This window comes from Saprospiraceae bacterium (assembly GCA_016710235.1).
GTDB lineage: Bacteria > Bacteroidota > Bacteroidia > Chitinophagales > Saprospiraceae > Vicinibacter.
This window is the reverse complement of the sequence record JADJLG010000001.1, coordinates 487,205-508,068: the sequence shown is the minus strand read 5'-3', so window position 1 is coordinate 508,068 and position 20,864 is coordinate 487,205. Positions and strand designations below refer to the sequence as shown.

The following is a 20,864-nucleotide window of genomic DNA, read 5'->3' as shown; positions in this document are numbered from 1 at the left end:
TTGTAAAAGAAAATTACAAGGAATAATCCATGAATTTTGAAGAATTAAATAAACGCAGAACATTTGGAATAGTATCACATCCAGATGCCGGAAAAACAACTCTGACAGAAAAATTATTGCTATTTGGAGGTGCTATTCAGATAGCAGGTGCAGTGAAGTCCAACAAAATAAAAAAACATGCCACTTCAGATTTTATGGAGATCGAAAAGCAAAGAGGAATCTCTGTTGCGACGAGTGTGATGGCATTCCCGTACCGGGGACTTCAGATCAATATCTTGGATACTCCGGGCCACAAAGATTTTGCAGAAGATACTTATCGCACATTGACCGCCGTGGATTCCGCCATAGTTGTGATAGATGTTGCCAAAGGTGTCGAAGAGCAAACAGAAAAACTGGTTGAAGTGTGCAGGATGCGGAATACTCCAATTATAGTCTTCATCAATAAATTGGATAGAGAAGGAAAAGACGCATTTGACTTGATGGATGAAGTCGAGTCCAAGTTAAAGCTTAAAGTAACTCCGCTCTCCTGGCCTATCGGTATGGGCCAATCTTTTCAAGGAGTATATAGTATTTATGAAAAAACATTTATACATTTTCGTCCCCATCAAAAACAAGAAGACTCACCTGCTATTCGGATGGACGATACCAGTGCTTTTGTAGAAATTATCGGCGAACGACCTCACAAGCAATTCCAAGAAGATATGGAAACCATTCAAGGAGTTTATCCTGTTTTCCGTAGAGAAGACTATCTATCCGGCAACATTAGTCCAGTATTTTATGGTAGCACAGTGAATAATTTTGGTGTTAGAGAACTCTTGGATTGTTTTGTAGAGATAGCGCCTACGCCATTGGCGCGAGAAACTGAAGAAAGAATAGTTTTGCCATCCGAAGATCAATTGAGTGGATTCGTGTTCAAAATTCATGCAAATATGGATCCCAAGCATAGAGATAGAATTGCTTTTTTCAGAATTTGTAGCGGAGTTTTCAAGCGCAATACAGCATACTACCATGTCCGTTTGGACAGAGATTTCAGATTTTCGAATCCTACGTCTTTCATGGCATCCAGGAAAGAAGTTATAGATGAAGCTTATCCGGGTGATGTAATTGGACTTTATGATTCCGGAAATTTTAAAATAGGCGATGCTTTGACAGAAGGAGAAACACTACATTTCAAAGGTATTCCAAGATTTTCACCTGAAATTTTCAGGTACGTCAACAATGCTGATCCTTCCAAATTCAAACAGTTTGCCAAAGGACTTGAACAACTCATGGATGAAGGAGTTGCTCAATTATTTACGAAAGAGGACTCTCAAAGAAAAATTATTGGTGTGGTTGGAGCATTGCAGTTCGATGTGATACAGTACAGATTGGAGCACGAGTATGGCGCGAGTTGTACGTATGAACCTATTAATTTACACAAAGCATGCTGGATAAAATATTCTGACGAGAAAAAATGGGAAGAATTTAAAACACGCCGAAGAAAAGACTTGGCAAAAGACAAAGAAGGAAAGTTTGTATTTCTTGCAGAATCTTCCTGGACGCTCAATCTGATTAAAGAGAACTTTCCAGACATAGAACTTCACACTTCCAGCGAATAAATGTTGCTTTGTACTTTGTATTCATATCAATGGTATGAGCATTGTATCAATTGATCAAGACCATGGCACAATGGGGAATATTGTCTTCTAGGTATTCCTCTCCTGTTTTTGAAAATCCAAATCTTGCATAAAAATCTAGCAGATAAGATTGGGCAGAAATTTTTATTAGTTCTCCGGGAAAATGTAATTTACACATTTCCAATACGTGGTGCATCAACAATTTTCCCACACCGGTTCTTCTCAAATCTAAATTCGTTGCCACTCTGCCAATAGAAATATAATCTGCATATGAAACTCCCTTTGGTAAAATGCGGGCAGTTGCAATGATCTGTCCTTCTTGATTTTGAATCCAGCTCTGCAATGAATCCAGATCTTTGTTGTCACAATCCAAATAAATACAATTTTGTTCCACCACAAAAACTTCAGACCTCAATTTTAATATTCCATAAATTACTGAAGACGATAAGTCACTGAATGGTTTGCAATGAAATTCGAACATAATTTATCTGATTTGATAACGGCCAAAAATTCCGAAGGGATTTTCATGTGAATCTTTCATAACCTGAAACATAGCACATTCCATTGTTTCAGAAAATAGAATTTCGTTTTTGGGTGCATTGAAGATGCCAAAGAATGAAGATTTATCCTGTCCAAGATTGTTGTCCCTTCTACTGGAAGCCATATTGGTCATGGCTTTGAAATGAAGCAATTCACCTGACCAGGGAATGATATTGAGGTTTGCACAGAGCAGATTATTTTTAAAAGTTGGAAAAACCGTTTGTGATAGAGTGTCGAGATATGAACTCAGCTTGCGATAAGAGGACAAGGTGATGGGTGGTAGTAAATTACAAGCGCCCATGTAAAACGTATCTTTACCTTTGGTCAATATTCCGGCATAAATAACTGGTGATAGAGCCAAATCAAATGTATCTTTTTTGAAAATTTCATTTTTTGAGTAAATGGCTTTACCTAAAGGATCAATCCTCATCAATTCCAAGAAATTGGGATGGGAATTTTTGATTTCTTCACTGAGTGATAACCAATCTGGAGTAAATTCTTCAAGTACAACTATGTCAGGATTGAACTTTCTGATGTTTTGAATGATCGCAATTTCATCATCTGTACATATGGACGGATTCATAAATGCAACACTTACGGAATGTACATTATCCGAAATAGCTAGCTTAAGACTTGTATTGTATGATCGCATGAGGAATAAACTCATGAATCCACATGCTGCAAATGAAATGTACAACAGATGGTCATTGTCAACTATGAGAAAAAAAATTCCCAGTATCAGTGTTGCGAAAATCCAATGAACTGCAAATTGGCTGAGTTGTTTGATCAATAAGTTTTCAGGGGGAAAAATGAATAATGCTGTAACTAAAATGATCATTCCAGCTACGACCCAGGTAACTATCGATTGATTAAAAAATTTTATCGAGCTAATATGCCAGGATCTGAGATGCATGCTTATTTGTAATCGACTACAATTCTCTCTTTAAAATGATGTTTGTTTCCATCAGGAGTGTAAAGGTATAGTGATAGAATATAATTTCCTGCCTGAACAGGATTCCCGTCGTCATCATCACCGTACCAAAGTAGATGTTCTTCAGATGCGAGGATTTGATTGTACAGGTGTCTCCTCAGATTTCCCGAGAGATCATAAATATCAGCTTGAAGTTTATAGCCGCTATTTTTCAGTTGAAAAAATACATCTAAAAAATCTCTGTGACCATTGCCATCCGGAGTGATGACGCGATCTTTTATAGAATAAAACTCATTGACAGGATTTTCAACAGGATTGAGGTGTTGGCTGTTTTGTAGTCCTGGTGTACCAAAACTGCATGAGGACGTTGCCGATTGCCAGTTTGATCGCAAAGAAGACAATCCCGACGATTGTATCCTTTCTAAGGATACGCCATCCTTGGACGATAAAAATGGGTGATGCCAACTTGCATCATATGTCATTGAATCGAGAATAATCATCTTTCCTTGCTTGTTGAGATAGCCAAGGGCAAGCCTCCCGGCATCATCCGGAAGTGATGGTAAATTGTTTTTCAAGATGAGCAGAGAATCTTTGCAAACAGAATATTGCTGATTGACCACCATTGGATTAGTTGTAAAAACTATGAATGATTCTCCTGAAATTATTTTTTCAGATTTGATCGGTACCCAGTTTGAGTCTTGAGAAAAATTGACAACAAATAAATTCTGAAGTGAAATTTGCTTATTACTGCGATTGAATATTTCGACATAATCAGCACCTCCTGTTGCCGGATTAAATAGTATTTCATTCCAAATCAAATCTCCCTGCATTGGAATTGATGGTAAAGAAATAGGTTGATGAGAGATATGAGAACTCACATTGCCGACACAATCAGCTAATCCATTAATGTCAATTTTGTATTCGATTCCGGGTTCTAGTTTTTCATGGAGCAAAAGCGTTATTTCATTTTGATCTACCAGTAGTAAATCCGCAGTTGCGATGGATCTGGATGGAGTAATATTATAAATTCCCGGATCTGTGCTGATGAATTCATCAAGAGCCTCATCAAATATTAATTTGATCTCCCACTCACTGATCACATAAGCACTTAACAATTGAGGTCCTTCAACATCCTGGATAGTGTTCCAACCTTGGTTCTGTCTTCCAGGTGTGCCTCCGGCAGGATGAGTGCTGGCGCTCCAGTTGGATATTCGATGGCAGAGTTGATAGGGATTCTTCATTTCGAGACTATATCCGCCTTCTTTTTTTTCTTCTGATTGATACCAATCATCAGTATAAGAAACATCATGGATAATCATACCTTGATCATCCAATAAGAAGATATGATCTCCGCTGTTATTTAAGGAAGGAAAATTGTTTAATCCTAATACACGTCCGAATTTTTGAAATTCTACGCTATCAGATTTTGAGCAACAGATGATGATCTCTCCGGGTTGGATGTAGAATTCAGGAATGACAGCCTTTCCTGTACCATCTGTTAAGGTGCAATTTTTTAATTGTAAGACTTGATTAGATACATTTGTGAGTTCTATATATTCCTTTTCAGGTAATGCAATAGATGGGCTGGGGTCAGCCATAAACTCTGTAATCAATACTTGATTTATGGTTGGTTTGTTTTCCTGAACATACAAGAAACTCTGCCTCAGGTTGGAAGAAGAATTTCCTGTTTTATCCTTGATTTGACTGCAATTGATTTCATAATTTGTTTGTGAAACGAAGGCAGATTGAAAGTGGATACTGAGTTCATGCTCATTTAATATGTCAAGGTCGTCCGGAGGGCCAAGTGCGCTGATGACATATAAGGCAGTATTATTTGCCCAAAATGTATCAATTGGTTCGTCAAAACTCAACTTTACTTCATGCGAATTTATGGCTTCAGCAAAGATCAGTTTGGGTCCCTCTCTATCCGGATTCACCATAGAAGTCATGATATCATCGAAGCTGAATTTATCTTTTCGAGTCTCTGTGTAAACGCACTCAATCCCGAACCAAACTCTATTTGGAGATAGGCTTCCTGTGTCCGGGACAATTTTTTCTGAGATGAAATTTTTTCCACCTGTGTAATCAGTCAAAACATTCAACAAATTGTTTCCTTCTTTTCTGATTTTCATTCTGATCACAGCCGGATCAACTGCCAATTTACCTGTCACCCCTTCCGTGACGAGATTGTTCTTACCATTCAGCCTCCTGAATAATTTCCATTTATCTTGACTTCCATTTTCTCCAATTTCTATAAAATATCCGGAAGCTATACTCAGGTCCTGCTGGTCGGCATTTAAGTAAATGCGCAATAGATTTGCAGCTGACGGTGCGAACTGGAGCGAAGCAAAAAAGCTCACTTCAAGAGTATCTTGGATGTCAAAAGATCTGGCAATAGAAGATTTTCCTGCTGCCTGTGCTTCGAGCATAAGTTCTTGATTTGTATTCACTTTAAAATCCGTTACATCACCTTTCCAAACACTAGTGTCAAATGTTTCAAAATGATCATTCCATTGGCCCCAGACAGGAAAACAAAATGAAAACAAGGCGATAATGTAAAATATTAAGTCAACTCTCATTTCAGCCCAAAAGATAAGCACTTTTTATAGAACGAATTGAAAGTGGAGAATTACATTTGCATTCATGCCTTTGTGCAAGCTTTAAAAGAGGCTTTCTTCATCGAAAAAAAAAGATAAAAAATGAGTCCAGATCAAAAAGGTATCAGAGTTGCAGTAGTGGGTGTTACGGGATTGGTAGGTCAGGTCATGCTTGAGGTCTTGAAAGAAAGCCATTTTCCTATCTCTGAATTTATTCCGGTAGCATCCAGCACATCCGTAGGTAAAGAAATCCATTTCAAGGGCAAGAATTACAAAATAGTTTCCATGCAAGATGCAATTCAGTCAGTGCCTGATATTGCACTTTTCTCAGCAGGAGGATCGACTTCAATAGAGTTTGCACCACAATTTGCTGCGCGCGGCACATACGTCATAGACAATTCTTCGGCATGGAGGATGGAACCAGAAGTCCCGTTAGTCGTGCCGGAAGTAAACAGTCATGAACTTCGCAAGGATCAGTACATCATTGCTAATCCCAACTGTTCGACTATTCAGTTGGTAGTGGTATTGCACCCAATACATGAAAAGTATGGTATCCAAAGAGTTGTAGTGTCTACTTATCAGTCATTTACCGGAACAGGTATGAAAGCTGTTCGCCAGTATCAGGCAGAGAAGCAAAGTCAGGAAGTTCCCGAACCAAGGGCTTATCATCACCCGATTTTTGAAAACTGCATTCCTCAATGTGATACCTTCCTTGAAAACGGCTACACCAAAGAAGAAATGAAAATCGTCCATGAGACAAAAAAAATAATGGGCGACTATGGATTGAGGATCACTACTACGGCTGTACGAGTGCCTGTTTTTGGAGGGCATTCTGAATCCGTGAATATAGAATTGCTCAACCACTTTGATATAAAAGATATCCGGCATTTGCTCGCCAAATCCAAAGCCATCAAAGTATTGGACCGCCCTTCAGAATTTGAATATCCAACCCCTCTGCAGGCTTACCAAAAGAATGAAGTGCTTGTAGGTAGAATTCGGGTAGATGAATCCCTTGAGAATGGCCTAAATTTGTGGATAACGGCGGACAACCTCAGGAAAGGGGCTGCCACTAACGCCGTTCAGATTGCAAAAGAACTGAGGGATAGAGCTTGGATTTGAATTAATCCTTGCATTTTGAATATTTTTTTTCATGAATCTTAGAAAATCAACCAAATTGGATTGATTTTTGTCATCCCGAAAAGGAAATTCGATTGAAAGCACACGAAATTTGTTGCAATTTTGGCATACAGATAGAAGAGACTAGTTGAAAGAAGTTAAAAATTTGAAATAGAAAAGAAGAATCATGAGATCCAGACTGGTAATTTGGGGAACAAATGCACGAGAAGAGAAAGTACTTTTAGCAATTTCTCTCAATCCTGATGACAACAATATTGATATTTGGGCCATTCCCGAGAAGGACATCACGGAAGAATACTACAATCAACTGATGAATTCCTGGAGGGAAGGAGCCGAAGTCGCCATTCCGGCCTCTGCGGAGCATCGTGTGACCGAGCTGACCGTATCTGAGAGTATACTTCCCGAGGACCTCAAAGTAGAAAGAGGAGATATGATTCAGCGAGCCCAGATGGAGTGGCATTTTGTAGTCCTTTCCTCTAAGCTATACAAGAACTATAAGAATGACCTCGAGGATATTACTGAAAAAGTAAAGCGACTAGAGGTTTTTGATGTCAATGTGTGGGATGAACTCAAAGGGATGTGGGACACCGTCCAGAAGCACATATTTGATCGCAATCTGTTCAAAGATCATGCAGACTCTTTACGCTCTAAGGCCAATGGGCTTTTTGATGAGCTTAAATCTTTGCGAAAAAATCTTGACAATGAGTTTAAAACCAGATCAAAAGAGGCCTCTCAGGAAATTCAGCAAAAAGTAAGTTCCATCCTGGAAAGAATAGCCAGCGGTTCGGTATTGAAACCATTGTTTGACGAACTCAAAGATATTCAGACGAATTCTAAAAACGTACGTTTCACAAAGGATGACAGAGACCTGATCTTGTCTAAGTTGAATGAAGCATTCGCCGCTATTCGAGAGAAAAGAGAAGGTGGAGGCAAGAATAAAGAAGGTGGAAATTCAGGATCCAAAGACCAGAGACTGAACAATAGACTGGATGGGCTTTCACAAGCAATTCAGCGTATGGAGCAGTCCATCGAGCGTGACTTAAAAGATATTAGTTTTGAGAATAAAAGAATACAGGATTCCAATGGACAGTTGGAAGCACAAATCCGAGTTGCAAAGATTCGTATGATTGAAGAAAGGATAAAATCTAAGCAACAAAAACTAGATGAGCTTCTCAAAACAAAAACCAAACTCGACAAAGAGAGCGAGAAAGCAAAACAATGGGAAATTAAAAAGGCTGAGAAGCAAGAACAACAAGTGAGGATCCTCGAAGAGCAGGAAAAGATCAAATCAAAAATCTCAGAAGATATCCATTCAGCAAAGGCAACAATGAGCGATGAAGATACCGGCAAATTGGAGAAAGCTGCAGAAGAAATCAAGGACTCCAAAATGAAAAAAATCATCGTCCCAGTTACAGATGGAACAGAGTCAGAATTGACATCAGAAGGCACTGCCACACAGGCTCCTAGTGTTGATGAAGGTCAGGGTGGAGGATCTAATGAAGGATCGGTTGAAGTTGGGCATACCAAGCCAACTGAAGAAGAATGATCAACTTATTAACCAAAACATAGTTCTACATCTGGATTAAAATCAGATTATAATAATGCTTCCTATTAGATGATATTTGTAAAATTATAAGATGAAATATTTTAACTTAATGATCTTTGCACTGATTATCTCACAAGCTGAAGCTCAAGTAGCTTATGAGTCATCAAATGCACCTAAAGCAAATTCAGTTTATGAATTCACCAGCTTAGATGAATCATTGCTCAATCGAAATTCATTGCTATTAGCCGGAGCCGGAGTAATCTGGGATCTTACCCCAGGTCAGACAGCAGGAGCAATCAAGCAGAATTCAGTCTTTTTAGCTATTCAGAATACCGGAGTTGAATCAAAGTTTCCAAAAGCAAATTTGATTTTGGATGAGCTGCCTGTAGCTGATACGACCTTTGACGTATTCCAGTCAGATAATACCGGAGTATTCAACTGGGGAAATGTAGATGGCTCTAATGTGACTGTATACAGTAATCCTGTTACTGAAATGTTGTTTCCGGCGGTATTCGGGACAGAAGCATCAGATACAGCTGTTGCAGAGTTAGTGACACCACTAGGTCAAGTGGATCTGAATATTCAGTTTTTTTTCAAAATTGATGCTTGGGGTGAAGTGAAAACTCCGACTGGTACATTTCCTTGTATACGAACTCGGAGCCGTGGATTTATAATAGGAGACTTTTTTGGAATCCCAATTCTCAACATTACCGTGGACAGGTTAGCCTGGTATTCTTCAGGATACTCAGCTCCTGTTGCCACCCACAGTTTTATTGAGTCTGAATTGAATGGTGAAATTAATACAGATTATAATGCGGATTATCTGTCCAAACAAAGTGTAGGTACAAATGATAATTCTACTGATAAAATTAATGTTAAACTCTTTCCGAATCCTGCTGAAGAGTACTTAGTCATACAACTTCCTGAAGCTGATAAAGTAAAATCTATCCTTATCCTCGACGAACAAGGTAAACAGCTCATAAAAGAAAATGTAATAGGCCAAGGTGAGATTAAAGTAAGCATGAAGCAGTTTCCGCCTGGTAAATATCTTGTAATGGCTATCGGAGAGGGTAGAAACTGGGGGATGCAGCATTTTGTCAAACAATAATGATAAAATCATCCAAAGAAATTTTTCATCAAAAAAAAATATAGTTTCTATATTTGCAGCTCCAATTTAGGAATGCCTCTTTAGCTCAGTTGGTTAGAGCGTCGGACTGTTAATCCGCAGGTCCTTGGTTCGAGCCCAAGAAGGGGCGCAAAAGCTTTGCAATTGCAAAGCTTTTTTTTTGTTTATTTGTGAGCCATTTTGGCAAAGCAAGGGCTTGTTGCTTGCTTTTTTGTTTTGAAATAAAAGGAAATATGAGTATTCTGACGGTAGGGACTATGGCATTCGATACAATCCATACTCCATATGGCAAAGCTGAAAAAGTAATTGGGGGTGCCTGTACATACATTTCGTGGGCAGCATCTTATCTCTATAAACCTATCAATCTGGTCTCCATCATAGGGTATGATTTCCCGCAGGATGAAGTGGATGCTTTGCGGATTAGGGGAGTCAATATGGATGGGTTGGAAAGAGTTAAGGACAAAGCGTCTTTTTTCTGGGCAGGAAGCTACCATCAAGACATGAATACCAGAGATACACTTACTACAGATCTTAATGTGCTTGCAGATTTTAATCCCAGGCTCCCGGAGAGCTATCGCAATAGTGAGTACATCATGTTAGGCAATCTGACACCAGACGTCCAAATTGCTGTATTGGATCAATTGAGCACCAAACCAAAATTGGTGATACTGGATACCATGAATTTTTGGATGGATGTTGCCCTGGACAGACTTCTCGAAGTGATCCAAAGGGTGGATGTTTTGACTATAAATGACGAAGAGGCTAGACAACTTTCGGGAGAGAGAAGTCTGGTGAAAGCTGCTGCAAAGATTCACAGTATGGGACCCAGATTTCTAGTGATCAAAAAAGGAGAGCATGGTGCTTTGTTGTTTCACAAAGACCAGATCTTTTTTGCTCCTGGGCTACCAGTTGCAGATGTTGTTGATCCTACCGGTGCTGGGGATAGTTTTGCAGGAGGGATGATAGGTTATCTGGCTCGTACCGGAGAAATCAGCTTTAATAATTTAAAAACGGCTATCATTTATGGATCTACAATGGCTTCCTTTTGTGTAGAAGATTTTAGTCTTCAGAGATTAAGACATCTTCATGCTGAACAAATCCATTCACGCCTCCGACAATTTGAGGCACTGACCTCATTTGACGTTAACGAACTGCATCTAGATTAGTATTTATCTGGTTTTTGTTTTTAATTTGTGGGTGAATTTTTCTTAGATTCTAACTACTTCTATTCATAGATGTATAGTATGAGCTATTTGGATATTCCAAATCATTTCTAAATTCTTGATTACCCTCATTTTTGGAGATAATTTGATAAGTAAAAGAAAATCAGCTACAAAATTTTGATTAAAATTTAGCTGAATCATATCATGATCTTATTCTTTAAGGATGGATACAAAGCCGTAATTATCCGTATACTTTCGGATATATCCGAAAGTATACGGAAGGTTTACGGATCGGGCTTGGAGGGACCTATACCTTTGAGCCATCAAATTTATTGTTTCACGAATTAAAAAATTTTACAAATGAACGCATTAAGCAATTCCGTACAACTGATTGGTTTCTTAGGAAAAGATCCTGAATTTACACAATTAGAAAAAGGTAAGAAACTCGTACGCCTTTCTTTAGCAACAAATGAAGACAGAAAGCACGCCGACGGCACGAAAAGTACAGACACCCAGTGGCACAGACTGATTGCATGGGACAAGAAAGCTGAATTTATCAGTAATTATTTTAAGAAAGGTCAGAAAATCGCGATACAAGGAAAGTTAACCTACAGGAGCTATGATGACAAGGAAGGTCAAACCAAATACATGACTGAGATCGTGGTATCAGAAGTCATGAGAGTAGGCAAAGAAGACTGATCAGCTTTCTTGTACCTGCAATAATAAAGCCAAGGCAGCATCTTTTCAGATGACTGCCTTTTTTACATTTTAGAGATATGGATGTGATCATTTGATTTGTTAATAAAACAGTTAAAAATTGTCTGGAGATTTTATTTTAGAGTCGATGATTTTCATGTAAAAAAACTGTTCAACATGTACAGTTGATATTTCCTCTATTTTAGTAAATTTTGGGTATGGACATCCGTATAATCTGAGATCTGATGATTGGAATAATTAGACATAAAATATTTCTCCTGATTTGTACATATTACTTAGCAGTGGACTGCATCTATATCGGTCTTCTTTATAAAAATCATAGAGTTTATCCATTGTTTCCACACAGAATGAAATACCTAATTCATTTGCCCAATTGAGCAAACCTTTTGGATAATTTACACCCTTGGTCATTGCAGTCTCAATGTCATTTGCCGAGGCGATGCCGTAGTACAATGTATCAGCAGCTTCGTTAATCAACATCACTACTATTCGATGAAAAATCTCAATGTGAATTGATTTGATTTCTGTGTTTAAAGTCGAATTTTCATTTTTATTTGCTGATGCATAAAAACCTTTGCCGTTTTTGTCTCCAAGGAATCCGGCTTCCACCAGTTTTTTCTGGGTAATAGAAGGCTTGTATCTGGGCTCAAAATAATTTTCTCTCCACACGATTTCTGTTACAGCATAGTTGACATCATGTCCGATAAAATCCATTAGACGAAATGGTCCCATTCGAAAGCCCCCCAGAGTTGTCATCGCAAAATCAATTTCTCCCATTTGCGCAATTCCTTCGTCATAAATTCTCAGCGCTTCACTATAATAAGGCCGTGCAATCTTATTGACAATAAAGCCAGGAGTGTCTTTTGCAATGACTGTGATTTTGCCCCATTTTCGGAGCAATTCTGACACTAAATTGATGATTGAAGGATCCGTTTGTAGGGCCGGAATAATTTCTACCAATTGCATCATAGGTGCAGGGTTGAAAAAATGAATACCTATAAATTTATCGGGTTGGGGAACCGATGCTGCCAGCCCCGTTATCGAAAGTGATGAAGTGTTGGTAGCGAGTATACATTTCTCTGATATGATATCTGAGAGTGTGGAAAAAAGATCTTTTTTAATTTGCAAGTCTTCGCGAATGGCTTCAATGATGAGATCGCAATGCTTCATCTCTGACAAGTCCTTGCACCAATGAATGTGTGTGAGTATTTCGTCTTTCGAGGATGGACTTATTTTGCCTTTTTCGACTAACATGTTGAGTTTTGTACTCAAGGATTGTTGTGCTTTGAACCGCACAGATTCGATTGACTCATAAACCAATACTCGTTCAAATTGTGCGGCGACCTGAGCAATGCCCAGTCCCATCGTCCCTGCCCCGACTACACCGATTTGTTTCAAACTTTCCACCATAAGCCAAAGATACAGTCTCCATCTGACTGCGGTGGAACAGAATGTATATAAAAGCTTACAAGCAGGATTTTGCTTACTGCCCTCGTTGATTCAGAGAAATCTCCTAGTTTTTATAAACATAGAATCGAAAAATATTAGCAATCAGATTGGGCTTAATTGGAGATTCTATGTGTGGTTGAATCCAGTATTTACCAGGTGGATAACTGAAGTTCATGTTGGTTTATTTCTCTGCAGCCATATTGCTTTTAAACTTATTCTTTCGGTTGAATATGTTTTTCAAGTCAAACGATCTCCAAACTCTAAACAATGGCATATGATTGAGTCCAAGTATAGATTTTTTTTAACAAATCAAGTGTGGTGCAGCTGGTTCATTCAATGTTTGATCCATGTAGAATTAATGAAAACACAAGTTAACACTCATGGGGCAAGCGCAATACCTCGCAAATTTTTGCCTTTTACATCACTGAGAGTGTTGTTTCTTACACTCGATTATCGCTCAGCGAAAACATGCCTTGGAATTACAATCTTTGATATTATTGGCAATTAACTCTTGCCGAGGTCCCATAGCAATATCTGGTATTATACCACAGTGAAATCCTGCTAGTACAATGTATTAGGCCAAAATCGACCAAACTACCTGCTAATTCTCGATATAACAGCATGAACTTCTTTGATATGTTCCCGACAGGGCAAAATTCGCTTCCTATAATTTTGGTCTTTTTTGCAATTCAATGAGTAATATTTCCATTTTTTTCTTTCGACGGATCTCAAACTGAAGTCTAGCTCAAATTCATTGTGACAGCTACGCAAAATTTCCAATTATTTTGTGTACTTTTGTCAAAATATCTTTTGAGCAGAATTAAAAGATATAAAATATAATTATTTTTAATATATAAAAACTTGATTTACAGTATAAGATCAAGTAGGAGAGCGGTATTTTGGGGCAAATGAAAATCAGGAATTCGACAATCAATATAATATACAAAGGGTCTAAGCCAATAGTGCAGCAGACCCAGGCTCATGGAGGGCCAATAATGACGATTCTTCGATCTGCATCAACCAGAATTTAGACGCTACCCCTTTGCTTATGCTGTGGACAAGTTGCCACAAACTTTCATTATTATGGATCCTATCATATTGGGTATAATTGGACTTGCGGGAGGAGGCGGACTCGGTTATGTTGTCAGCAACGCCCTCGTTAAGAAGTCCAACCGCCAAAAAATTGAAGAAATCAACAAAGTTTCAGATCTGGAACTAGAAAAAGCAAGGATTTCTGCGCAGCGCATTTTAGATGAAGCTCAAAACAAATCTGAGAAGATAGTTGCCAAAGCAGAGTCAAAAAACGAGAGCATCAAGCAGCAAAAAATTCAAGAGAGTAAAGACAATTTTAGCAAGCTGAAATCAGAATTCGAAAGCTTCAAGTCCAATCAGATGATTGAGCTCAAAGAAAGAGAATTGAAAACCCAGGTTTTGGAAAAGGAGGTCAACCAGAAACGTCAGGATGTTGATGGCAAAGAAGTGGAACTCAAGACCTTGAGAGAGAATTTGGAAATGCAATTAAAAATTGTCTCAAAAAAGAAAGATGAGTTGGAAGAAGCCAATGAATTGAGGATAAAAGAATTGGAACAAATAGCCAAAATGACTCAATCTGAAGCCAAGGAACACATGCTTCAGGCTGTCCGGGCTAAGGCAAATACAGATGCACTCTCTATCGAAAAAGAGATTATAGAAAATGCCAAAACCAATGCCAACAAGCAAGCAAAGAAAATTGTCATCCAAACCATCCAACGGATGTGCGCAGAGTACACGATAGAAAATTCTGTATCCGTGTTCAATCTGGATAGCGACGATATCAAAGGTCAAATTATCGGTAGAGAAGGCCGCAACATTCGCGCTCTGGAGTCAGCTACAGGAGCTGAGATTGTCGTGGATGATACGCCGGAAGCTATCGTGATTTCGAGCTTCGACCCGATTCGTCGGGAAGTAGCCCGATTGGCTCTAAAGAAACTCGTAGCGGACGGAAGAATTCACCCAGCTCGCATTGAAGAGGTAGTGACTAAAGTGAAGAAACAAATTGAAGAGCAAATCGTCGAGATCGGAGAACGAACCATCATTGATCTCGACATTCATGGTCTCGATCCATATCTGGTAAAAATGATCGGCCGGATGAGGTTCCGCTCATCGTATGGACAGAATCTCTTGGAGCACTCAGTAGAGACAGCCAATCTGTGTGCTGTCATGGCTGCTGAACTTGGACTCAACCCAAAACAGGTCAAAATGGCAAAACGGGCGGGATTGCTCCACGACATAGGTAAAGTTTCTGAGGAAGAATCAGAGCTTTCACATGCGCTTTATGGAATGAAGATCTGCGAAAAGCACAACGAACATGAAGTTATTATTAATGCGGTTGGAGCCCACCACGATGAGATTGAAATGAACAATATCATCTCTCCTATTGTGCAGGCATGTGACGCGATCAGTGGTGCAAGACCAGGTGCGCGAAGAGAAATCCTGGAGTCTTATTTGAAACGAATCAACGAACTGGAAGAACTTGCAATGACTTATGAAGGTGTTTCAAAAGCATATGCTTTGCAGGCAGGGAGAGAATTGCGTGTAATAGTAGAATCAGAAAAAGTTACCGATCAATATGCTGATGACCTCGCTTTCATGATTTCTCAAAAAATCCAGGACGAAATGCAATATCCCGGACAAGTGAAAGTGACCGTCATTCGTGAAAAAAGAGCCACAGCTTTTGCAAGGTAAGAGGATATAATTCCTTATTTATAATCCTGCGATCGGTACCCAAATTTGCCGGAGTAATGGTATGCAGCTTGAGAATTTCAATTTTGTGAGAACTCAGGTAAGATGATCCGAATATTGAGCTTCAGCTGAATTCCTCCGCCCTTGATATTCCAATTCTTTTTGCAATATCCGTAGGCTTACATTACTTGTATCTTTGATCAGGTTGGTATGCATTTGGAATAATTAGTAATCTATGAAATCTACAAAATCCATTACCCCAATTCTCTTTTTTTCATCCAGAAAGAACCAAACTTGCTCAGTGCACTTTTAATGAAAGCAATCAATTCAAACTGAGATCACCCTCTTTATCTTCTGAGCACTATTTCTATCTTGTCCATTACCTATTGATTCCCCAGATGTTCAGATGATTAGCTGGAGGACTTCGTTTTATTCAACTCAGGATGAAATCGAAGCGAAGCTTTGATTAATCCTTGTATATTTGGGCGTGGTTTATTCCTTATTATTGACATACAATCAATTGTTTATAAAGTAATCAATGATTTGTTTGGTGTTTATTGTAGAGTCAATGCTGTTGTATGAGTCTTCTCTTATTAGTCCAATGTTTTTTGTGTAATACCTTTTTGCAATCCATATGTAATTTGGCGGCCCATATGAGTAATATTCTTCAACAGCAATTGTTGGGTAGTATGGATTAGATGAAATTGTGATGGTCGTATCTTTCACAATAATTTTTCTGCTTACTTGTGTTCCTGACCAATTGTATATTATCCAATTACTCCCAATAGGTAGAGAATCCGACAATATCATTGTCAGAGGATATGAACCTGAATTCGATATCGGTCCTGTATGAGCTTCATAAGCCCAAATTGGTATCTTATTATATATTGGAACAAAAAAAGTGTCAGATATATATGCAGCTGACCCTATTGTGTAATAATCTTTTTGGTATGATGAGTCAGTCTTGATTAAGGTCGTGTCGTTATTGGAGTCCACATACTTCCAATATGAACCAGGAAATGCAGGAAAATAGTCTAGTGGATAAATAGTGTCATACGATGTTGTATTTGGATTAGGAGGATTGTTGTCTGGTATACTTTCATCTTTCTTACAAGCAAATATGCAAGAAATTACGAATAATATTAATAAGAAGATAAGTGTCTTCTGGTTTTTCATATGCTCTGTTTTAATTTTCCTTTTTTTTTGCATTGCTTTTCTAGCCAAAGTAGCATAATATTTTCCTTTTTCAAACTTGTTCATTTCGAAATAAAGTTGACTAATTTCAATCAATTCTCCAGGATTGTTTTTATTCAAATTCTTTAGTATCTTAGAAAGTTTGTTATTCAAATCTTTTTCCTGCTTTAATATTTCCCTGCATTTTTTACAATTTTTCGGAAATGATTGTACCCAGAATTTTAGTACTTCATACCAATATTGTTGCTCTTCTTTCTCGAATATAAAATTTTCTCCGCATTTTTCGCATTCCATTTCTTTGTCGAAATAAGCAAGATAGGGAGAATAATCACAATATGTTTGGTCTTCAAATTTGGCTTCAATTGCTCTATTAGACTCAATACAGTCATCACAAGCCCAGGAAAAATGTCCACTTTTAAATAATCCTTTAATTCCGCCATTCCAAGGACAGTTCGAAAACATATTAGTCTCACTTCTTCTAATTTTTTTAATTGACGGTTTATAATACCAATCCCTTTAATGTTTAATTCATTACAACAGGGACAAGTGGAATTATTTTTGAGATAGTTTATATACACTTTATTCCTTTTTTATTTGAGCCCAACATTATTTTCTATGCCATTATGGTGTTGATAATTTCTATTTATAAGGGCTTTCTTTTCATTTAAAACGAAGTTAAAACAAAATTATATAATTTGTTTAGGATTGCATGCTCATATCAGATTTATAATTCTCCCCGGCGACCTACAATATTATATTTCGATTGGATAAATTGGGTTTTTAGGCTTGGGATTTGCTTCCTCACTTTCATAGAAAAAATATTAAATTGGTGATAAATTGCATTGTACTATCAGATACGAGTGTAAGCGATCATTATCGGGTTCTGAATCGTAGGTGATTTACAAATATAGCAAGTTGTTTCTATTTTGTATCTTTCTTTTATATATATTTAATTATTTAATATGATGGATTTAGGGAAAAGAACGGAATTGAATTTCTGATTACTTCGTCATTGTTTTTAGCTTGGAGTTTTCTGACTTTTGGCTTACGTTTTTAATTGTTCTTTTGGCTTGATCCAAAAGAACCAAAAGATCAAGGCTGTTTTCATTTCTTAACGTCTTTGCATTCATTCAAAAACTTAAATGAAAAAAGCTATTCTGAATTTCTGAGAATTTCATTCTATACTGTACAATCTGATATTACTAGATGTTTTACCTTATCAAGCTTACATCTTGTATCAGTACTTTTGTTTCTCCTCGACTGGTTTTATAGTTTAATACAATAACATACACACCTGGCATAGCATTTTCTCCTTTTATTTTTCCATTCCATGAGGCTGTATTTCCTGCGGTAGAGTGGATGAGACTTCCCCAGCGATCATAGATTTTCAAGCTTTCTATGTTTATCGAGCTTCCTACCTGGGCTTGCCACTCGTCATTGAGATTGTCGCCATTGGGCGTGAAAATATTGGGAGCGTGGATGTCGTCATTTCGTTGGATGATCAATTTTATTTCTTGTACGTATTCACATCCGTTTTCATCTATCAATGTCAAGAAATAAATCATCTCCTGATCCGGACTGAACACTATATGCAGATCGTCTAATGGATTGATATGATCACTTGGGTTGACGATCACTTTTTTTATTCCGAGGGTATCAAAATTAATCAATAAGGAAGTGCCCGCATCGAGTGTATAAGTATTTTTTAGGGACGGATTCCATTTTTGAGCTGCAATGATTTCTACAGTATCGTGAGTCATACAGCCAAGTGCGTCTATACCGGTGATGATGTATTTTCCCTGGGTCAATTGATCTATCTGTGTCGAACTTGTGGACTGTCCATTGATTGTAAAGCGAATAGGATCAATACCACCACTTGTTTTAATTATTCTGATGCTGCCAAGATCTTCCGGACAGAGTGGATCTGTTTTTTCTACTGTGAAATCTACTGCTAGAGCTTCTTTTATAGTGATGCTACTACTCTGCATACAACCATTCTGATCCGTCACGGTGAGAGTGTAGGTTCCTGCGGGTTTGGTGATGCTGTTGATTTGTTCACCACTTGACCAGCGGTAGGAGGTATAAGAATTATTACTGCTAATGCTTGTCGCTTTTCCTGTGCAGATGAGGCTGTCTGCTGTTATTTTTAGTGCTTTGATGGTATGTGCTTTTATATCTATACTGAGGATGGTGTCACAAGCTAAAAGGGCTGAGACCGTGTCTATAATTCGATCTCCTATATTGTAATTTTTTCCTTTGTACACATAAGTTTTTTCAGGACAGACATTTATTGTTTTTACTTTGGAAATTAGTGGTTCAAATTTAAGATTCAATTGGAATATACTGTCGCAGTCAGTTGAAGAGCTTATGCTGTCTATATAACTACCTGAAGCGACCAACCACTTGTTTCTCCAATATATGCTATCTCCAAGACAACTGCTGATGCGAACCGAATCTACATAGGTCTTTCCGAAAAGAATTTCTATTGTATCGGTATAAACACAATTTGTAGAATCTATTATTTGTACAGAGTATGTTCCGCTTTGTGTTACTCTTAGTTCACTTGAACTACTGCCGGTATTCCATAGATGAGATCCATTAATATTGGTTTTTATCTCATAGTCTGATGTATTACACAATTTTACATCTTGTCCTAGAAAGTTGCTTTGGGTGTTTTTAATATGCACATTTAACTTGGCCGTATCCGGATTACAATTTCCTCTGTCTTCGATATAATAAAATAATGAATCTTGCATATTGATTAAAATAGAATCCGGACTCCATCTTCCTCCATTCCAGGAATTTTGTCTAAGCAATGGGTGTAAGCTAAATGGAACATTCTCCGAACAAATCAAAATGCTTGTATCGAGTCCCGCACAAGCATATTGTGGTATATGGATATAGCTGTTTGCTTTGTAAACAAATCCATCACAGGTTTTCAAAACAAAACTTATTGTTCTTGTTCCTTCTTGTGGACATTTCTGTTTGTTCTCATAAAATACGTTCTGAATACAACTGGCCAACTCCGCATCTGTCCCAAGAAATCCTGTAAGCAAAATTGAAGTGTCATGCAGGATTTGTAGCTTATAGTTGCTGCATGGATTGACTGATAATTTTTCTTTGTTTTGATCTAATCCTGCATGCAGCTCAATCCAAATACTATCCACACTTACTCTTGGAAAGTGAAACTGTGCATCGATATCTGATATAGACCTTTTTTGGTCTGGGCAATATATCTGTTGAAAATCTGCGCCCACAAGTCCGCAACTATTATTAATATCCAAATCGAATATAGTCTTACAGGGAGGCGGCTTAGGCCATGCTGTAATAGAATATACATAGGGAGTATCCGGTGTACAGACCGGAGTGATTGTTCCTGTAGAAAAATCCAGCTTTGAAATTCCTAAAGGAATGGTAGGATGACCTACTTGTTCTGAAAACAAGTAGGTCTCCCACACACCGCAATCTATCTCTACAGATTCCATGGAAACCAAAGAATCATTTTGATATGGCAGGCTATTGGCAAACTTAAACTGTAATGTACTCTGAGATGGGTCCGAGGTATTAATTTTATATACCCCGTTTTGGAACATTCCAAACAATGCACCATCTCGGTAACAAAGATTAATAAACTGATATGGAGCAGTAAATCCATGTATAGTGAGCTTGTATCCTCTGGGAATATCTACACTCAGCAATCTTTCTTTGGAACTTGACCAGAGTACGTTGCAGTCATCCGTAACCAGACTGGTCCAATTTTCTGTTTGATTGAAAAATTCTCCAATAATTGGTATCGAAGGTAAACCATAACAATGTGTTACTGTATCTATAGTTCGAAAATATCCTTTGATAAACTGTGTATTAAATAAAACGATCAGATAACCCTCCTTGGCAAAACTTGCTCCTCCATTATATACAAACGCCCCAGAAGAACCTTGACAACCTGAGCAATATCCTGTAAGTCTGGGATTGGGAAGCTGAGTATAAGTACAGCCGGACAAATCTATCCTGAAGGCACAGCCTTTGCCCACATTAGGTTTTAGACCATAAAAAATCTGACTATAACAGTTTTGAACAAACAAAAAAAGGATAATCAGCACGATACCATTACGCATGATACAAGTCGG

At 38.0% G+C, this 20,864-nt stretch carries 13 protein-coding genes and 1 tRNA gene; 8 read left to right on the top strand and 6 right to left on the bottom strand.

The annotated features are described in order from the left end of the window. Window positions 1-29 precede the first annotated feature (29 nt). A complete protein-coding gene (locus IPI99_02195; GenBank protein ID MBK7339322.1) occupies window positions 30-1,598 on the top strand; it encodes a peptide chain release factor 3 in 1,569 nt (522 codons plus the stop codon). 46 nt (window positions 1,599-1,644) lie between these two features. Here IPI99_02195 and IPI99_02190 read toward each other — a convergent pair whose 3' ends face one another. Genes IPI99_02190 through IPI99_02180 form a run of 3 tightly spaced genes read right to left on the bottom strand, consistent with a single transcriptional unit; the run spans window position 1,645 to window position 5,666 of the window. After that, window positions 1,645-2,097 carry a GNAT family N-acetyltransferase gene (locus IPI99_02190; protein MBK7339321.1) on the bottom strand — a complete coding sequence of 151 codons (453 nt, stop codon included), beginning with the start codon at window positions 2,095-2,097 and terminating at the stop codon, window positions 1,645-1,647. 3 nt (window positions 2,098-2,100) lie between these two features. Then, on the bottom strand, window positions 2,101-3,069 hold the full coding sequence (locus tag IPI99_02185) for an endonuclease/exonuclease/phosphatase family protein (GenBank protein ID MBK7339320.1): 969 nt from the start codon (window positions 3,067-3,069) through the stop codon (window positions 2,101-2,103). A gap of 2 nt (window positions 3,070-3,071) precedes the next feature. Next, entirely contained in the window at window positions 3,072-5,666 is a 2,595-nt protein-coding gene (locus IPI99_02180; GenBank protein ID MBK7339319.1) for a lamin tail domain-containing protein, read from the bottom strand. Window positions 5,667-5,807: 141 nt separating this feature from the next. Between IPI99_02180 and IPI99_02175 the strand changes: the two genes are divergently transcribed. The 6 genes from IPI99_02175 to IPI99_02150 all read left to right on the top strand — a co-directional run bounded on the left by IPI99_02175 (window position 5,808) and on the right by IPI99_02150 (window position 11,355). Then, window positions 5,808-6,803 carry an aspartate-semialdehyde dehydrogenase gene (locus IPI99_02175; protein ID MBK7339318.1) on the top strand — a complete coding sequence of 332 codons (996 nt, stop codon included), beginning with the start codon at window positions 5,808-5,810 and terminating at the stop codon, window positions 6,801-6,803. Between the two features lie 184 nt (window positions 6,804-6,987). Next, window positions 6,988-8,367 carry a hypothetical protein gene (locus IPI99_02170; GenBank protein MBK7339317.1) on the top strand — a complete coding sequence of 460 codons (1,380 nt, stop codon included), beginning with the start codon at window positions 6,988-6,990 and terminating at the stop codon, window positions 8,365-8,367. Between the two features lie 91 nt (window positions 8,368-8,458). Next, window positions 8,459-9,475 carry a T9SS type A sorting domain-containing protein gene (locus IPI99_02165; protein MBK7339316.1) on the top strand — a complete coding sequence of 339 codons (1,017 nt, stop codon included), beginning with the start codon at window positions 8,459-8,461 and terminating at the stop codon, window positions 9,473-9,475. Window positions 9,476-9,549: 74 nt separating this feature from the next. After that, a tRNA-Asn gene (locus tag IPI99_02160) sits at window positions 9,550-9,623 on the top strand. 103 nt (window positions 9,624-9,726) lie between these two features. Then, the gene (locus tag IPI99_02155) at window positions 9,727-10,659 is read left to right on the top strand and encodes a sugar kinase (GenBank protein ID MBK7339315.1); all 933 of its coding nucleotides are present in this window, start codon (window positions 9,727-9,729) and stop codon (window positions 10,657-10,659) included. 357 nt (window positions 10,660-11,016) lie between these two features. Beyond that, window positions 11,017-11,355, top strand: coding sequence for a single-stranded DNA-binding protein (locus IPI99_02150; GenBank protein ID MBK7339314.1), 339 nt, complete (start codon window positions 11,017-11,019; stop codon window positions 11,353-11,355). 255 nt (window positions 11,356-11,610) lie between these two features. Here the strand turns inward: IPI99_02150 and IPI99_02145 are convergent, their stop codons facing one another. Then, window positions 11,611-12,783, bottom strand: coding sequence for a 3-hydroxybutyryl-CoA dehydrogenase (locus IPI99_02145; protein ID MBK7339313.1), 1,173 nt, complete (start codon window positions 12,781-12,783; stop codon window positions 11,611-11,613). Window positions 12,784-13,905: 1,122 nt separating this feature from the next. Here IPI99_02145 and rny point away from each other — a divergent pair. Next, the gene (gene rny, locus IPI99_02140) at window positions 13,906-15,546 is read left to right on the top strand and encodes a ribonuclease Y (GenBank protein ID MBK7339312.1); all 1,641 of its coding nucleotides are present in this window, start codon (window positions 13,906-13,908) and stop codon (window positions 15,544-15,546) included. Window positions 15,547-16,059: 513 nt separating this feature from the next. Here the strand turns inward: rny and IPI99_02135 are convergent. Both IPI99_02135 and IPI99_02130 read right to left on the bottom strand, forming a co-directional pair. Further along, window positions 16,060-17,199: a zinc-ribbon domain containing protein gene (locus IPI99_02135; GenBank protein MBK7339311.1), complete on the bottom strand. Its 1,140-nt coding sequence runs from the start codon at window positions 17,197-17,199 to the stop codon at window positions 16,060-16,062. Between the two features lie 749 nt (window positions 17,200-17,948). Continuing rightward, entirely contained in the window at window positions 17,949-20,852 is a 2,904-nt protein-coding gene (locus IPI99_02130) for a gliding motility-associated C-terminal domain-containing protein (GenBank protein ID MBK7339310.1), read from the bottom strand. Window positions 20,853-20,864: the final 12 nt, after the last annotated feature.

Bases quoted from the DNA above. Each gene is read 5' to 3' on its own strand.
- IPI99_02130 (MBK7339310.1), bottom strand. From the start codon at position 20,852: ATGCGTAATGGTATCGTGCTGATTATCCTTTTTTTGTTTGTTCAAAAC.
- IPI99_02180 (MBK7339319.1), bottom strand. From the start codon at position 5,666: ATGAGAGTTGACTTAATATTTTACATTATCGCCTTGTTTTCATTTTGT.
- IPI99_02185 (MBK7339320.1), bottom strand. From the start codon at position 3,069: ATGCATCTCAGATCCTGGCATATTAGCTCGATAAAATTTTTTAATCAA.
- IPI99_02195 (MBK7339322.1), top strand. From the start codon at position 30: ATGAATTTTGAAGAATTAAATAAACGCAGAACATTTGGAATAGTATCA.
- IPI99_02190 (MBK7339321.1), bottom strand. From the start codon at position 2,097: ATGTTCGAATTTCATTGCAAACCATTCAGTGACTTATCGTCTTCAGTA.
- IPI99_02165 (MBK7339316.1), top strand. From the start codon at position 8,459: ATGAAATATTTTAACTTAATGATCTTTGCACTGATTATCTCACAAGCT.
- IPI99_02135 (MBK7339311.1), bottom strand. From the start codon at position 17,199: ATGTTTTCGAACTGTCCTTGGAATGGCGGAATTAAAGGATTATTTAAA.
- IPI99_02155 (MBK7339315.1), top strand. From the start codon at position 9,727: ATGAGTATTCTGACGGTAGGGACTATGGCATTCGATACAATCCATACT.
- IPI99_02170 (MBK7339317.1), top strand. From the start codon at position 6,988: ATGAGATCCAGACTGGTAATTTGGGGAACAAATGCACGAGAAGAGAAA.
- IPI99_02150 (MBK7339314.1), top strand. From the start codon at position 11,017: ATGAACGCATTAAGCAATTCCGTACAACTGATTGGTTTCTTAGGAAAA.
- IPI99_02145 (MBK7339313.1), bottom strand. From the start codon at position 12,783: ATGGTGGAAAGTTTGAAACAAATCGGTGTAGTCGGGGCAGGGACGATG.
- rny (MBK7339312.1), top strand. From the start codon at position 13,906: ATGGATCCTATCATATTGGGTATAATTGGACTTGCGGGAGGAGGCGGA.